The 15,286-nt window shown below is 63.0% G+C and carries 17 protein-coding genes and 1 pseudogene; 12 read left to right on the forward strand and 6 right to left on the reverse strand.

Translation table 11 applies throughout. The annotated features are described in order from the left end of the window. Positions 1-143 precede the first annotated feature (143 nt). Both ABIF91_RS03990 and ABIF91_RS03995 read left to right on the forward strand, forming a co-directional pair. A protein-coding gene (locus ABIF91_RS03990; protein ID WP_129557670.1) for an IS3-like element ISRj2 family transposase occupies positions 144-1,273 on the forward strand; the annotation gives its coding sequence in 2 pieces (ribosomal slippage) (positions 144-396 and positions 396-1,273; 1,131 coding nt in all). Between the two features lie 334 nt (positions 1,274-1,607). Further along, complete coding sequence (locus tag ABIF91_RS03995) at positions 1,608-1,946, forward strand: hypothetical protein (RefSeq protein WP_284282788.1); 339 nt, start codon at positions 1,608-1,610, stop codon at positions 1,944-1,946. 63 nt (positions 1,947-2,009) lie between these two features. Here the strand turns inward: ABIF91_RS03995 and ftsH are convergent, their stop codons facing one another. The 4 genes from ftsH to ABIF91_RS04015 form a co-directional block, all read right to left on the reverse strand. Then, complete coding sequence (gene ftsH, locus ABIF91_RS04000) at positions 2,010-3,854, reverse strand: ATP-dependent zinc metalloprotease FtsH (protein WP_035717308.1); 1,845 nt, start codon at positions 3,852-3,854, stop codon at positions 2,010-2,012. Positions 3,855-4,005: 151 nt separating this feature from the next. Further along, positions 4,006-4,692, reverse strand: a complete 687-nt coding sequence (locus ABIF91_RS04005; protein WP_028177075.1) for an ABC transporter ATP-binding protein — start codon at positions 4,690-4,692, stop codon at positions 4,006-4,008. Next, a complete protein-coding gene (locus ABIF91_RS04010) occupies positions 4,685-5,911 on the reverse strand; it encodes an ABC transporter permease (protein ID WP_028177076.1) in 1,227 nt (408 codons plus the stop codon). The genes ABIF91_RS04005 and ABIF91_RS04010 overlap by 8 nt, the downstream gene beginning before the upstream one ends. Then, positions 5,908-7,182, reverse strand: coding sequence for an efflux RND transporter periplasmic adaptor subunit (locus tag ABIF91_RS04015; protein ID WP_028177077.1), 1,275 nt, complete (start codon positions 7,180-7,182; stop codon positions 5,908-5,910). Before ABIF91_RS04015 ends, ABIF91_RS04010 begins: the two co-directional genes overlap by 4 nt. Here ABIF91_RS04015 and ABIF91_RS04020 point away from each other — a divergent pair. The 8 genes from ABIF91_RS04020 (at position 7,171) to ABIF91_RS04055 (ending at position 11,823) form a co-directional block, all read left to right on the forward strand. Further along, the gene (locus tag ABIF91_RS04020; protein WP_155251773.1) at positions 7,171-7,443 is read left to right on the forward strand and encodes a hypothetical protein; all 273 of its coding nucleotides are present in this window, start codon (positions 7,171-7,173) and stop codon (positions 7,441-7,443) included. The two genes, ABIF91_RS04015 and ABIF91_RS04020, sit on opposite strands and share 12 nt — an antisense overlap. Before the next feature lie 3 nt (positions 7,444-7,446). Beyond that, positions 7,447-9,069, forward strand: a complete 1,623-nt coding sequence (gene groL, locus ABIF91_RS04025) for a chaperonin GroEL (RefSeq protein WP_028177078.1) — start codon at positions 7,447-7,449, stop codon at positions 9,067-9,069. 79 nt (positions 9,070-9,148) lie between these two features. Beyond that, positions 9,149-9,367 carry a ChaB family protein gene (locus ABIF91_RS04030; protein ID WP_028177079.1) on the forward strand — a complete coding sequence of 73 codons (219 nt, stop codon included), beginning with the start codon at positions 9,149-9,151 and terminating at the stop codon, positions 9,365-9,367. A gap of 245 nt (positions 9,368-9,612) precedes the next feature. Further along, on the forward strand, positions 9,613-10,134 hold the full coding sequence (locus ABIF91_RS04035) for an Hsp20/alpha crystallin family protein (protein ID WP_028177080.1): 522 nt from the start codon (positions 9,613-9,615) through the stop codon (positions 10,132-10,134). A 77-nt stretch (positions 10,135-10,211) separates the two neighbouring features. Beyond that, entirely contained in the window at positions 10,212-10,934 is a 723-nt protein-coding gene (locus tag ABIF91_RS04040; RefSeq protein WP_028177081.1) for a CBS domain-containing protein, read from the forward strand. Positions 10,935-10,957: 23 nt separating this feature from the next. Continuing rightward, positions 10,958-11,137, forward strand: coding sequence for a hypothetical protein (locus tag ABIF91_RS04045; protein WP_035717310.1), 180 nt, complete (start codon positions 10,958-10,960; stop codon positions 11,135-11,137). Between the two features lie 253 nt (positions 11,138-11,390). Next, the gene (locus ABIF91_RS04050) at positions 11,391-11,591 is read left to right on the forward strand and encodes a hypothetical protein (RefSeq protein WP_284282789.1); all 201 of its coding nucleotides are present in this window, start codon (positions 11,391-11,393) and stop codon (positions 11,589-11,591) included. A gap of 28 nt (positions 11,592-11,619) precedes the next feature. Beyond that, positions 11,620-11,823: a hypothetical protein gene (locus tag ABIF91_RS04055; RefSeq protein ID WP_155251774.1), complete on the forward strand. Its 204-nt coding sequence runs from the start codon at positions 11,620-11,622 to the stop codon at positions 11,821-11,823. Between the two features lie 103 nt (positions 11,824-11,926). Here the strand turns inward: ABIF91_RS04055 and ABIF91_RS04060 are convergent, their stop codons facing one another. After that, positions 11,927-12,376: an SgcJ/EcaC family oxidoreductase gene (locus ABIF91_RS04060; protein WP_196233503.1), complete on the reverse strand. Its 450-nt coding sequence runs from the start codon at positions 12,374-12,376 to the stop codon at positions 11,927-11,929. Between the two features lie 327 nt (positions 12,377-12,703). On the opposite strand from ABIF91_RS04060, the pseudogene ABIF91_RS04065 reads away from it, so the two are divergent. Next, a pseudogene (locus tag ABIF91_RS04065) lies at positions 12,704-12,823 on the forward strand (IS5/IS1182 family transposase); the annotation flags it as partial. A 48-nt stretch (positions 12,824-12,871) separates the two neighbouring features. On the opposite strand, the gene ABIF91_RS04070 reads toward ABIF91_RS04065, so the two are convergent. Next, entirely contained in the window at positions 12,872-13,630 is a 759-nt protein-coding gene (locus ABIF91_RS04070) for a CBS domain-containing protein (protein ID WP_028177083.1), read from the reverse strand. Between the two features lie 224 nt (positions 13,631-13,854). Between ABIF91_RS04070 and ABIF91_RS04075 the strand changes: the two genes are divergently transcribed. Then, positions 13,855-15,285, forward strand: coding sequence for a GH1 family beta-glucosidase (locus tag ABIF91_RS04075; RefSeq protein WP_050995088.1), 1,431 nt, complete (start codon positions 13,855-13,857; stop codon positions 15,283-15,285). Position 15,286 lies beyond the last annotated feature (1 nt).

Here is a 15,286-nt window from a genome sequence, read left to right on the forward strand (position 1 = left end):
GGGTTACGCAAAATAAATACTAGCGGGCCCGCGAAGCCCGAGCTTGATCGGGATCAAGAGAGCCCCCGCAAATTCGGACAGTAGCTTGAGTGGATTTTCTGCCTGACAGCGGCGAGGATTCTTGCTGCGAATCAGGAGCGAAGATGACGAAGAAGAGCCGCCGGACGCATTCTCCGGCATTCAAGGCGAAGGTTGCTTTGGCTGCGGTCAAAGGCGACAAGACACTGGCGGAGCTGGCGCAACTGTTTGATGTTCATCCGAACCAGATCACGATCTGGAAAAACCAGCTCCTGGAAGGCGCCGCCGGCGTGTTTGGGCATGACAAGACATCGGCCGAGACGCCGGTCGATTTGAAGGCGTTACATGCCAAGATCGGCGAGCTGGCGTTGGAAAACGATTTTTTGTCCGGCGCGCTCACCAAGGCGGGCCTGCTGAGCGCAAAGCGATGATCGACCGCGATCATGATCTTTCTATCGTGCGCCAGGCGAAGGTCCTGAAGCTGGCTCGCAGCACGGTCTACTATGAACCTCGGCCAGTTTCGGCCGAGGACCTTGCCTTGATGCGTCGGCTCGATGAGCTGCATCTCGATTATCCCTTCGCGGGAGCGCGTATGCTGCGATCGTTGCTGCGGCGGGAGGGCGTATACGCCGGTCGCCGCCACATCGCGACGCTGATGAAGCGCATGGGGATCGAGGCGGTCTATCGTCGCCCGAACACGAGCAAGCCGGCTCCGGGTCACAAGATCTACCCGTACCTGTTGCGCGGATTGAAGATCGAGCGGCCCGACCATGCGTGGGCAATGGACATCACCTACATTCCGATGCGGCGTGGCTTCGTCTATCTCGCGGCGGTCGTCGATGTGTTCAGCCGACGGGTCCTGGCCCATCGCGTCTCGATCACAATGGAGGCGGCCTTCTGCGTCGAAGCGGTCCAGGAGGCGTTGGCGAAGCACGGCAGGCCCGAGATTTTCAACACGGATCAGGGCAGCCAGTTCACCAGCCTCGAGTTCACCGATGTGCTGCTGGACGCGAAGATCGCCATCAGCATGGACGGCAAGGGCGCCTGGCGCGACAACGTGTTTGTCGAGCGGCTCTGGCGCACGGTCAAATACGAAGAAGTATATCTCCGCGCCTACGACAGCGTGTCCGAGGCGCGAGCGTCAATTGCCAAGTATCTGGCCTTCTACAATCAGGGACGCCCTCACTCGAGCCTTGACGGGCGCACGCCCGACGAGGCTTACTTCGGCACGCAAGCTATGGTGATGGCCGCATGACCGTCGCCGACGGTTTTGTCGTCGCTCTGGTCGGGCTACGCCCTCCCGACGCAACGACAAAACCGTAAAGCCCCGCGTTCAGCATAACCCGGCAGGAATCCACTTAAATCCAGCGGGGCGCTGTCCAAACAACCGGGGCCAGCTCTCAAGCCCGATCTGCCGCGACATCTGCTTGGCGACTTGGATCGCCGTTCAGAAGATCACGGATATTCTGGTTTACCGCTCTCGCCCCTGCTACTATAATACCGCGGCGGCCTGCCCACCCAAAGGCGGTCATCTTTCGTCGCCTGCCTTTGCGGTGGTAATATAAGGTTACGTGACGGGGGAGTGCGCCATGCATCGCTACATCGCACGGGCGAATGTCGACCATTACATCGCGCTGTTGAACGGCGCCGACCTCATGCCTGACCGCCGAAGCGCGATCACCAAGATGCTGATCTCCGAAGCGGACGAGCTCGGCCATGATCTGGAGCAACTCGAGTTCTTCGAAAATCGAGCCGCAGCCGGACGCAAGCGCGTGGAGACCGTCGCGCATCTGCGCGACGGTTTTGCTTTCGGAACACCAGATCGGCGACAAGCAGAGGAGCTGCTGGTGAACATCGAGAATCTTCAAACTCTCCTGGAAGATACGTGTCATCGCCTGCGCCGGAAGATCAACTCGCGCGGCCCTTGATCGGTCGGCAGGCTTGATGCGCGCTCCTGCACAGCGGGCCGCGGCCATTGATGCGTGCCGCGATCACGCGGCGACCGGCTTGCTCTCCCCGCTGCGCTGGCCCAGCAGCGGCGCGAACTGCTCGGACGTCACCGTTTCGTTCGCGATCAACAGCTCCACACCGGCGTCCAGGTCACCACGCCGGCGCTGGAGGATATCCCGGGCGCGGCGGTCTCCTTCCTCGATCAGGTTGCGGACGGCCAGATCGATCTCGCGGCCCGTTGCCTCGGCAGCCCCGACGATCTTGTCCTGGGCCGCCCCGAGAAACGCTTGCGGCTTGGGCGCATAGGTGCGCTGCCCCACCGTCTCGTCCATGCCGTACTTGGTCACCATCTCGATCGCGACTTCGGTCGCACGCTGAAGATCGTCGGCGGCGCCGGTGGAGATCGCACCGTCGAAGATCAGACGCTCCGATGCGCGTCCCCCCATCAGCACCGCGATGCGGTTCTTGAGCTCCTCGATCGTCAGCAGGAACCTGTCCTCGGTCGGACGCTGGATGGTGTATCCCAGTGCGCCGATCCCGCGCGGAATGATCGAGACCTTCTGCACCGGGTCGACGCCGGGCAGGCTGGCCGCAACGAGGGCATGGCCCATCTCGTGATAGGCGACCCTGCGCCGTTCGTCCTTGCTGAGCACCCTGCTCTTCTTCTCGATGCCGGCCACGATCCGCTCGATCGCCGTGACGAAATCGTCGAACGTGACCTCCTCACCGCTCCGCCTGGTCGCGGCGATCGCGGCTTCGTTGATGAGGTTTGCGAGGTCGGCGCCGGTAAATCCGGTCGTGAGTCCCGCCACCTTGTCGAGGTCGACGTCGTTGCCCATGCGGATCTTGCGGACATGGACCTTGAGAATGGCGACGCGCCCGTTCTTGTCCGGCCGGTCAACCAGAACCTGGCGGTCGAACCGGCCCGCGCGCAGCAGTGCGGGGTCCAGGATCTCGGGGCGGTTGGTGGCCGCCAGCAGGATGACGCCGGCGCTCGGGTCGAAGCCGTCAAGCTCGGACAGCAGCTGGTTGAGGGTTTGTTCCTTCTCGTCGTAACCACCGAACGAGAGCGGCCCGCGGCTGCGTCCCAGTGCGTCGAGCTCGTCGACGAAGATGATGCACGGTGCCGCCTTTCGGGCCTGCTCGAACAGGTCCCGGACGCGGGCTGCGCCGACACCAACGAACATCTCAACGAATTCCGAGCCCGAGATCGAGAAGAACGGAACGCCGGCCTCTCCCGCCACGGCGCGGGCCAGCAGCGTCTTTCCCGTTCCCGGGGGTCCGACCAGCAATATTCCCTTCGGCACGTGCGCCCCCAAGCGGCCATAGCTCGTGGGGTCCTTGAGGAATGAAACGACTTCCTGGAGCTCGAACTTCGCCTCGTCCACTCCGGCTACGTCCGCGAAGGTGACCTTGATGTCCTTTTCGACATAGACCTTTGCGCGGGACTTGCCGATCGCCATCAGCCCGCCCAGGCCCTGGCCGCCTCCCATGCGGCGGCCGATCCAGAACCAGATCACGAAGAAGGCGATGACCGGAAAGATCCAGGACAGCAAGCTCTGCAGCAGACCGCCACTGGGAACGCCGGTCACGCTCACGCCTTTCGCCGCGAGCTTCTCGGCCAAAGCCATATCGACCCGCGCCGTGATGAATGCGGACTTTCCACTCGGAAGCGGTTCTTTCAATTTCCCCTGAATCATATCCGAGCCGACGGACACCTCGGCGATCTTGTCCTGTGCCAGCAGCTGCTCGAATTGGCTGTAGGGAATGGTTTCGATCGAACTATACGTCGCGAGCCCGAACTGCAGCATGACGAGCAGCAGGCCGCCTGCCAAGACAGCGGCCATGACCATGGTCTGCTTCCGTGAAACTTGATCGGACTCCACTCTGCTTCTCCATCACCGTCGGCTGCGGCGTGAATGGTAATAGGGGAACGGCGGCTTCTGCTTGATTCAGGTCAACACCGCAGTCTCACACGACCGGGCCGACGAACTCGACAGCTGACAGCATATGGCGCTTGCGCCGGAGTCCCAGCGTTCAATGCTGCGCAATCCGGCCGTCGACCACCTCGATGATGCGGTCGCAGCGGCGCGCGAGGTCCAGATTATGTGTGACGAGCAGGAAGCTCGTGCCGCTCTCCCGATTGACCCGTCGCATCAGTTCGAAGACGGCATCGGCCGACTTCGAATCCAGATTTCCGGTCGGCTCGTCCGCCAGCACGAGATCCGGATTCATCGCGAGCGCCCTGGCCACCGCCACCCGCTGCTGCTGGCCGCCCGACATGTTGTTGGCGAGATTGTTTCCGAATCTCTCGAGACCGACCTCGGCAAGGAGATGATCGGCCCGGGCCGCGATCTCCGCGCTCGGAAATCCGCGGTCCGCGAGCATCGGCATCATGATGTTTTCGCGCGCGGTGAAGGCAGAGATCAGCAAATGATGCTGAAACACGAAGCCGATGGTGTGGCCTCTCAGATGCGTGAGTTCGTTGTCGCCCAGCAGCCCGGTATCGCGCCCCTTGATGAGGAGCCGGCCGGACGTCGGCCGATCGAGCAGACCGACGATGTTGAGCAGCGTGCTCTTGCCTGAGCCGGACGGCCCCATCAAGGCCAGGAACTCGCCATGAGCGAGCTCGAGATCGATGTCGTGCAATACCTCGACCTCCGTTGGCAGGCCCACATTGTAGGCCTTGCAGACGCGCTCGAGCCTCAGGATCTCGTCAGCCACGGATCGCTACCACCGGATCGAGTTTCGCGGCGCGCACCGCCGGCGCTGTCGCAGCCAACAGGCCGGTGACCGTGGCGAGCACCGCCGTATAGATGAAGAGGTTTCGCTCCAGGATCAACGGAAAGAACTCGCTTCCATCCGCCTGGCGGGCAACAGCGTGCCAATAGATCAGCGCAAGGGCGCCCATCGTCGCGCCGAACAGCGAGCCGACAAAGCCGAGCAGACCACCCTGGAGCAGGAACACCCGCAGGATCTGGCCGCGCGAGGTGCCCATCGCCCTGAGGATGCCGATCTCCTTGGAGCGCTGGATCACCGAGACGATGAGCACCGCGGCAATGCCAAAGGCCACAGACAGGCCCACGAACACACGGATCAAGGTGTTCGTGTAGATCTGCGCCTGGACGGCGGTGTAGAACTGCGCGTTGGTGGCGATCCAGCTATCGGCCTCGACGGCCGTCGCCGCCTGGATCCGCTTGGCGATGGTTTCGGCCGCGTAGATGTCCTTGATCGTCATGTCGATGGTAGTAACCCCGCCGATCATGCCGAGCAGAGACTGTCCGGTCCGCAGTGCGATGAAAGCCACCCGCTGGTTGGCGCCCTTGTTGCCGAAATCGACCAGGCCGGAGATCGTCAGCACCCGGTTGGCAGAGCTTGCCGCCTGGAGGTTCAGCTTGTCACCCACGGTGGCGCCGAGATTCTTGGCGAGCTCGGTGCCGATGATGATGTCCTCGCTGGTCATCCGCGCGGTGCCGGCGACGATGTAGTCCGGCACCTTGACGATGTTGAAATAGGTGTCCGGCTCGATTCCGGTCAGCGTCACCGCCCGGCTGGCGTCGCCGCGGATGGCCAGCGCGGATCCAGTGATGGTGGGTGAGACCGCGGTGACTTCGGGCATCGCCAGCATCTGGGCTCGGATCTTCGGCCACTGGTCGATCGAGATCACCCGCTGGCTCGGCCGCTGCACCACCGCGTCCTCGATCTCGCCGGCGGCATTGCGCAAGGGGCGCGCGACCTGATCCGGCGTGAGGAGCTGGATCTGCGGCTGCGACGTCAGCACGCGCTTGATGAAATTCGCCTCCATGCCCGCGAGCATCGCCGACATGAAGACTATGACGCCAACGCCGATCGAAATGCCGCCGATGATGAAGGCGGTCTGCAATCTCCCCTCACGCAGGAAGCGCACGGCAGCGATCCACTCGAATGGAAGCCAGCGATTCATGGCCGGACGGGCCGCACGCGCTGCCCGGTCACGACGCCGGAGCTTTGCGGAATCGCGACATCACCGGCTTCGAGCCCCTCGACGATCTCGATGTTGCTGCTGCCGCGCAGGCCGAGCTTCACGGGACGCTTGACCGCACGACCGCCCTCCACGGTCAGGACCCAGGGCTGTCCGGAGAGAACGTCATGGACCGAGCGGACGGGAAGCACCTTCGCATTGTCTTTCGCGGCAACCTCGATGTCGACCGAGACGGTCATGTCCTGGCGCAGATCGTCGGATGGCTCCACCACCGTCAGCTTCACCTGGACGGTCGCGCGGGAGATGTCGATGCCCGGATTGATGTAGGAGACCTTGGCGGCGAAACGCCGGTCCGGGTAAGCATCCGCGGAGGCCAGCGCGCTCTGTCCGAGCGCGAGCTTGCCGAGATTGCGCTCGTCGATCTGCAAGACCAGCTGCAGGTCACCTGACGGCGCCAGCACCAGGAGCGCCTTCCCCGCCTGCACCACGGTGCCTCGCTCGACGTTCCGGGTGATGAGAACGCCGTCGCGAGGGGCCACGATCGTGGCATAGCCCAGGCGGGAGTCCGCCGTGTCCAGATTGGCTCGTGCCTGGTTGAGCTGCGTCTGCGCCATGACATAGTCGCTGCCGCCCGGGCTTGCGGTATAGACCTGGAACTCCGCCGCACGCTTCACGGCGCGCGCGACATCGAGCGTCTTCTGCGCGTCATCCAAGGCTGCCTTGGTCGCGTAGCCATTGTGCTCGAGCTGCGCCGTGCGGTTATAGGTCTGCTGGGCGTTCAGAAGCGTCGCTTGCGCTTGTGTCAGAGCTTCCTTCGCGGAGGGCAGCGTCAGCTCTTCGAGCTGCCTGATCCGGGCTTCGGCCTGGGCTACCGCCCCCTGCGCCTGGATCACGCTCGCTTTCAGTTCCCGCGCCTCCAGCGAGATCAGCGGCTGCCCCTTGGTGACCTTCTGGCCTTCCTGGACCAGCACGTCCGCGACCGTGCCGGTAATCTGGCTGCCGATCTCGACGCGGTACGGTGTCTCGACATGCCCGCTCGCCACCACGGTCTCGATCAATCGGCCGCGCGCGACCAGGTCGACCACGACGGCAGGTCCGAACAGGATGCGGACGCCCTGCCAGGCACCAAGGGCGAGCAGAACAAGGATCGCGAGCACAAACCATTTGTGGGCGAGGACTCCCGACCACGCCGACGCGGCGGAGAGCCCGCTCATATGCTCCTGCTTGGGAACAGATATTGTTTGCTCGACCATGACTCTGCGCTGCTGCGAATTCCACCGAACCCAATACCGCACCACCCCAGTTCCAGATTGCGCCAAGTCAACGCCCTGCCGGCAAAATGCGCGCTGTCTCAAAACAATGTCGCGTTTGCATCGATCGACGACCTGTCGAGAGCTCCTGGGAGCTTCGACGCCGACGTGCTCACGTTGACGAAGATCAATCCGGTTGCTGCTCACTCGTCCAAACTGGCCTGCAAGATCGCATTGGCAGCGGCAGCAAAGCAGAGGACATGAAAAATGGCGCACAAGCGGGTCCTGTTTCACTCGGCGGCTCGTGAAGAAGTCTTGCGCGGCGCGTCCCTTCTCGCCGATGCCGTGCGCGTCACGCTCGGGCCGAAGTCGAAATCCGTCCTGATCCAGAAGTCGTGGGGCGCACCTATCGTGTGCAACGATGGGGTCACCATTGCCAAGGAATTCGATCTCAAGGACGCGGAAGAGAACCTGGGCGCCCAGGTGCTGCGGCAGGCCGCCGAGATGACCGGCGATGTCGTCGGCGACGGCACCAGCACGTCGACCATCCTGGCCCATGCCATCCTCGCGGACGGCGTCCGGAACGTCGTCGCCGGCGCGAGCGCCATCGACCTCAAACGCGGCCTCGATCGCGGGACACAGGCCGCCATCGCCGCCCTGCACGCCATGGCGAAGCCGGTGAAGACCAGGGCGGAAAAGGTTCAGGTCGCCACGATCTCGGCGCACAACGACATCTCCATCGGCGAACTGGTGGCGGATGCGATCGAGAAGGTCGGCGGTGACGGCGTGATCTCGGTGGAGGAGTCCAAGACCACCGAGACGCTGCTGGAGGTCGTGGAAGGCATGAAGTTCGATCGCGGCTTCCTGTCGCCCTACTTCGTCACGGATGCCGACCGCATGGAAGCCGTGCTGCAGGATCCCTACGTGCTGCTCTGTGATCACAAGATCGGCGCCCTGCGCGATCTGGTTCCCCTGCTCGAGCAGGTCGCCAAGAGCGGCCGGTCGCTTCTGATCATCGCCGAGGACATCGAGGGCGAAGCGCTGGCGACCCTCATCGTCAATCAGCTTCGCGGCGTGCTCAAGGCTTGCGCGGTCAAGGCACCCGGCTTCGGCGACCGGCGCAAGGCCATGCTGGAAGATATTGCCATCCTCACCGGCGCGCAGGTGATCTCGGAGGAGATCGGGCTCAAACTGGAAAGTGCCACCCTCCAGCAGCTCGGTCGCGCCGCACGGGTGGTCGCCGACAAGGAGAACACCACCCTGATCGGGAGTGGCGGCGATCGCGCCCGTATCGACGCACGGCTCGCTCAGATCCGCGTCGAGATCGAGAAGACCACCAGCGACTACGACCGCGAGAAGCTCGAAGAGCGCCTCGCCAAGCTGTCGGGCGGCGTCGCCGTCATCCGGGTCGGAGCACCGACCGAGGCCGAGATGAAGGCCAAGAAGGAGGCGCTCGACGATGCGATCAGCTCGACCAAAGCTGCGGTGGCCGAGGGCATCGTTCCCGGCGGCGGCCTCGCCCTGCTCCGCACGATCGCGGCCGTAGCCAAGGAGGAGGCCACCTGCGAGGGCGACGAAAGAACGGGCGTGCAGATCCTGAAGCGCGCGCTCGAAGCTCCCGCGCGCCAGATCGCGGAGAATTCCGCAACCGATGGCGGCGTCGTCGTTGCCCGGATGCTGGCCAGCGAGGGCAATTCCGGCTTCGATGCCGCCCGGAAGGTCTATGTCGACCTGGTGGAAGCCGGCATCGTCGATCCGGTGAAGGTCGTACGGACCGCGCTCGAAAATGCGGTGTCCGTCGCAAGCGTGCTTCTTCTGACGGAGGCGACGATGACGGAGATTCCGGAGCCGAAGCGCGAGCGGCTGCCCGAGTCCGACATGGCGATGTAGCAGCCGCAGGCCCTGCAGCGAACGCAGCGGCATCACCCGTCGGCGCAAGAGGGGCGAAGATTCCGCGCAGGATGCAACGATGCCCTATCGCTCGAACAAGGACCTTCCCCTTGGCGTACGGCACCACCTGCCACCTCATGCCCTGGACATCTACCGGGAGGCGTTCAACCACGCCTTCGCCTCGCATGCCGGGGACCTCCGGCAGGAAGAGATCGCTCACCGCACGGCCTGGGCTGCCGTGAAGCGCTCTTACGTGAAACTTGGCGACCAATGGCTACCAAGGAGACCGGCTTCATAAACGCCCACATGTTCTCGACTGCCCCTGCAACCGAGAAACGTCTCTGGACCTGCCCCATTTTGCTCGACACAGGAATGCGGAACGACGAGTTCCACACCGCATGGGACATGATCGTCCTATGCCCTGCGGACGCATCCGATTTCGCGCGCGCGGCTCTTGGGTTTGAGCGAAATCAACCAGCGCACGACGGCCGAGACTATCCTTCGTGGCGACCGGAATGGTCAAACTCGATGGAGAACATGATCATGGCGACCGAAACCAAACTTCCTGTCACCAAGACGTCCACCGCCCCGGCAGCCGCCGGCGAGGCATGGCAGCCGTTCCAGGCGCTGAGAAACGAAATCGACCAGATCTTCGACGATTTCGGTAGCGGCTTCTGGAAACGGCCGTTCCGCTCGCTTGCCCGGCTGGAGCGCGACCTGTCCAAGAACTTCAATGCGCCGGCCGTCGACGTCGCCGAAAGCGACAAGGCCTACGAGATCACGGCTGAGCTTCCCGGCCTCGACGAGAAGAACATCGACGTCAAGCTCGTCAACGGGGGTCTCACCATCAGAGGCGAGAAGAAGGAAGAGACCGAAGAGAAGAAGAAGGATTACTACGTTTCCGAGCGCCGCTACGGCTCGTTCGAGCGCTACTTCGCGCTCCCGGACGATGTCAATGCCGACAAGATCGAGGCGACGTTCAAGAACGGCGTGCTCAAGGTCGTCCTTCCCAAGACCGAAGAAGCTCAGAAGCCGGCCAAGACCATCAGCGTAAAGGCCGCCTGACGGCCCCCGACGCGAGGCTGCGACAGCCACAGCCTCGCCTCACCCAGGAAACTCGCCAGCGAACTCGAGGACACACCATGCGCGCGCATCATATCATGACGAAGGACCTCGTTGCCGTAACGCCGCACACGACGATCGAGGAGGCGGCCAAGATCATGCTCCGAATGCACATCAGCGGCCTGCCCGTCATCGACGATGCCGGCAATCTCGTCGGAGTGGTCTCGGAAAGCGACTTCCTCCGCCGCAGCGAGATCGGCACCGGCCGCACGCACGCCGCCTGGCTGAAGTTCTTCATGGGACCAGGACGCGCTGCCGCCGAGTTCGTTCACGAGCGCGGCCGCAAGGTCGAGGACGTCATGACGAAGCAGGTCGTCTCGGTGGAGGAAGACACGGATCTGGCTGAACTGGTCGACCTGATGGAGAAGAACGACATCAAGCGTGTCCCCGTGATGCGGGGCAAGACGCCCGTCGGGATCGTCACGAGGTCGAACCTGCTGCAGGCCGTGGCGAGCCTCCTGCACGAGATTCCGGATCCGACCGCCGATGACGAGCACATTCGCGAGCGCATCACGCGCGCGGTCAACGGCACGGACTGGCGTCCGATCGGCTTCGAGGTGAATGTCCGCAAGGGCGTCGTGCATCTGCACGGCCTCGTCACCACCGATGAGGCCCGTCAGGCCGCGATCGTCGCCGCCGAGAGCACCGCCGGCGTCAAGGAAGTGCACGACCATCTCTGCTTCGTAGATACCTACACCGGGTTCTACGTGGAATCGCCCGAAGACATGAAGGCCGCTAGCTGAACTCCCCGCGGATCGAGGTCACCATGCTCGGATGGTTCGTTCGGATTCTCTTCGCCATAGCAGCGCCGATCACGGCGCTGTTCGTGGCACGTGACGCGCTGAACTTCGGCTTGATCCAGACCATCGTGACCATGTTGCTCGTGACTGCCCTGGTCGGGCTGATTGCCGCCTGTACCGGGCGGGACCGACAGGCACCGCGGTAGCTGCCGCCACGACACGGTGGCCGGCCCCTGAAGTCGCCGCCTCCGGCTCGCCCGCTCCTGCCGAACCGATGCGCGAAGCCGCCCGATGGCATCGGCAAGCCACAGCAAAGGTAACGCGGTGGGGCCGTACTCGGGGAGTGCAGGTGTTCGCCGTGCCGCTACGGACATCACCTTAGGTGAAGCTCCCAAATTTCGGCCGGACGATTTATCCGATAGTAAGGGTTCGTCAGGATGCACCGGCAAGGGGCCTGAAATGAACCACTCGATTTACACTGCAGACAGGGCAACGCATCTGAAAGTGGTCGTCGCCGGATTGCTTGCCGGCATCGCCGTCGCAGCGACCACGCTGACCGTGCACCTGGCCCAGCCTGAACTAGGCTTGCAGAAGGCGAAGACGCTGGCCGTCTACCAGGCACGTCCAATGCACGCACTGACCGAAATGGCCCAACGCTAGTTGAGATCGGCTGTTGGAGGATATGCAGATGACCAACGAAGCAATCAAGGCGCTGATGATATTCGCGATGTATGGCATCCTCGAACTCGCGCTCTATTTTTCGTCGATCACCAGATCTGCCCAAGCAATCGGTGCGTTGGACACCCGGCCGGACTGCGAATTCCGATTTCACCCGTCCCGTGGCGGAGGACTAGGCCGTGTACCTATAAACTCGGTGGCGTCATGTGACTGATGACACGTCCCCTTTGCTTCTATAGCGACCACGTTCATGCCGCAGCGCAACGCGTCGCGATGGGCCAAAGCCGGACGTCACGATGACCGACCAAAATTGGAAATCACTGCCGAGAGGATGACAGCGGCGATGAATGGTGGTGAGCAATCATCCATCGACCGTCGCGTTTGACAACCACGAAGGTAAATCGAGATGGGCGGGGAGTATCGTTTTCCGCGGCTCGGGCAAAATTGTAGAAACCTGTCCCCACCACGGACGTCTCGCTCAGGATGATCATTCGTCGCTCGACGATCACATTCTTTCGACCACTGCCTGGCAATTCCTGGAAGTATTTCCGTATGCCCTCTGTACCCTCGGAAATCACAGGGCTGGTCGTTCCTAGCAGGACTGCATCGGGAGCATATAGGCTGACGAGCGCGTCGCGGTCATTTGCAGTGTAAGTAGCCGACCATTTGTCAATTACCGCATTGGCCTCTTCTGCGGGTCCCGCAAGCGCATCTGAAGCAAATGCCCCGGCCCAAAGATACATCGCGACCGTAATTGTCCTTTTCATCGTTCCCCCAATTTGGATATCGAGTTTACAATAGCGGAGATGATTAGCTGCGACGCACAAATCTAGCATCCCGCGCCTAGCCCACAAGAGGGAAGAACGACACTGTCGTCCACAATGGGCGACAGTTCAGCGGAGATGGTCGGTTGGCCTGTGTCCGCCTCTACCTCGTAAGCGTCCAACCGAAGCCTGCCTGGGAGCGTTGTGCGGCCAGACCTCTGTGATTCGAGCTACCAAACTGGGAGCTCGAATCATGCGCTATGAACTCGCCGATCATGAATGGGTCGCCATCAAGCCTATGCTGCCCAACAAGCCGCGTGGCATTTCTCGATCAAGCAATGCCGCTGGGTGGCTACACGCTACGACAGACTTGCAGGAAACTACCTTGCCTTCGTCCAGCTCGCATCTATCCGCCTCTGGCTGGCCGCGCGTTATGAGTCCGCGCCCTAGGTCGATCCGCGCGGTCGCCCGTCGCGAGACCGCGTCCTGGGACGATCGTCACAATGGTTCGTCATCGAGCGTGGAGGGTTCTGCCTGCAGCGAGACGAAGTCACCACCGCCGTAATCGTCCTCCGGATCGGGACTGATCGATTGAAGGCACAGGCGGTCATCGACGCCGCGAACGCCTGAAGCATTCTCGCAAGCCACGATGGCCGCCCGGCGGGCGCTGTCGCCGTTGACGACGCCGCGCAGCGTCACAACGCCGTCCCTGACGCTCACGTTCAGGCCGAAGGGCTGCCAGGGCATCCCGGCCATCGCCGCAAGGACCGAACGGCGGATCTGACTGTCGTCTTCCGAATAGCCGGGTGCGCCGGTCAACGGACCGGCCACTGCGGACAGGAAGTCGGACCGGGTGATGATGCCGACAATGCGATCATCGCGCATGACCGGAACGTGATTCAGGTTTCGACGCTCCATCAGGTCGGCAATCTCCTCGAGGGGAGTCTCCTCCCTGGTCGTCGCCGGATCACGCGTCATCACCTGCTCGACCTTGCGCCCGTGCTCCTTGACGAATTCGCGCGCCATCCGGTCTGTTCCGAGCAGGACGGTCAGCAGCCGGTTGCGCGTGTGCTCCGTTTCGAGCTCGGCCCGCCTGAGGAAGTCGCTTTCGCAAATGATGCCAACGAGCTTTCCCGCCGCATCCGTGACCGGCAGTCCACTGATGTGGTGACCAAGCATGACCCTGATGGCATCGGCGATCGAAGCCTCGGGCCGAATAGTCATCACCCGCCGGGACATGATCTGGTGCGCGCGCATGTCTTCAACTCCAGTGAACTCACAGGTAGTCGCCGCCCCCGACAGGGTCTTGATCGAGATCAACCGCCCGGCCGCGATCGGGTGCTGCCGCGCTAGAACCCCGCCCGCTCCCTTCGCCCGTTGCGTACCTGGCGGTTGATCTCGGTCAAACGTCGATCGGCAAAGAGCAGCATTGTGGACCTAACACAATCTGAACTGCGCCATCGCAAGGCAGGCATATGACAATGACAGACGGAGCCGCTCCCTCACCTCAGTCGCGCGTGCCGGCTGCCAATTCATTTCTGTGGGGCGTCTCGACCTCGAGCTTCCAGATCGAGGGCGCCTCCCACGTGGATGGGCGCGGCGACAGCATATGGGACAGCTATTGCCGGCAGAAGGGCCGCATCAAGAATGGCGATACCGGCGATATCGCCTGCGATCATTATCACCGCTACCGTGAAGACATCGCGACGATGCGCGATATCGGCGTCGGCGCCTACCGCTTCTCGATCTCGTGGCCTCGCATCCTGCCTCGCGGTCGCGGGGCTGCGAACGAGGCGGGCCTCGATTTCTACGACAGGCTCGTCGATGCACTTCTGACTGCCGGCATAGAACCCTGGATCTGTCTCTATCACTGGGATCTGCCGCAGGCGCTGCAGGACCTCGGTGGCTGGCAGAACCGGGACATCGCGGGATGGTTCGCCGATTATGCCGCGCTGGCGGCCCACCGCTTCGGCGATCGGGTCAAGCGGTTCGCCACCTTCAACGAGCCATGCGTATTCACGTTGTTCGGATACGGTCTCGGCTGGAACGCGCCCGGCATTGCCGACAGGGGCGCTTTGCACCGGGCCATTCACCACGTCAACCTGAGTCATGGCCGCGCCATCGACGTCCTCCGGCAATCGGTGACGGGCGCATCGCTCGGTGCCATTCACAACCGCCAGCCCTGCTATCCCGCCACCACGCGGGAGGAGGACGTTGCGGCGACGCAGCGCCTTGCGCCGTACTGGAATGACGCATTCCCGTATCCGCAGCACTTTGCCTACTATCCTCCGGAGCTTGCCGAGGCCATCGAGCCTTACGTCAAGCCCGGTGACATGGCGCAGATCGCGCGGCCGGTCGACTGGTTCGGGCTCAACCACTATTCGCCGCACTACATCAAGGCCGACAGCAATCCGATCGGCGCTGGCTTTGGTGCACCGCCGGATGGCGTACGCCGCACCACAATCGGCTGGCCCATCATTCCCGACGCGTTCCGCGATACGTTGCTGGACATCCACGAGCGCTTCCGGCTGCCGATCTACGTGCTGGAGAACGGAACCGCCGCGGACGACAAGCCGGACGATAGCGGCCGCGTTCAGGACACCGCACGAATTGCCTATCTCGACGCCTATACAAGGGCGATGCAGGAAGCGATGCGGGCCGGAGCCAACGTCAAGGGCTATTTCGTGTGGTCGCTGCTCGACAATTTCGAGTGGGCATCGGGCTATTCGCAACGCTTCGGTCTCGTGCATGTCGATTTTGCCACGCAGAAGCGAACCCCGAAGGCGTCGGCGCACTGGTATTCCGATCTCATCCGGTCGTCGCGACGGCCGCAGGTTGCCGCAGGCCGTGCGGGGCTCGACAACGTGACGGCAACGCCCGGCGCGATGGCCGCCTCCACGGTCTCCAGCTAGG

It is taken from the genome of Bradyrhizobium sp. USDA 241 (assembly GCF_049739505.1).
Taxonomy (GTDB): Bacteria; Pseudomonadota; Alphaproteobacteria; order Rhizobiales; family Xanthobacteraceae; genus Bradyrhizobium; species Bradyrhizobium liaoningense.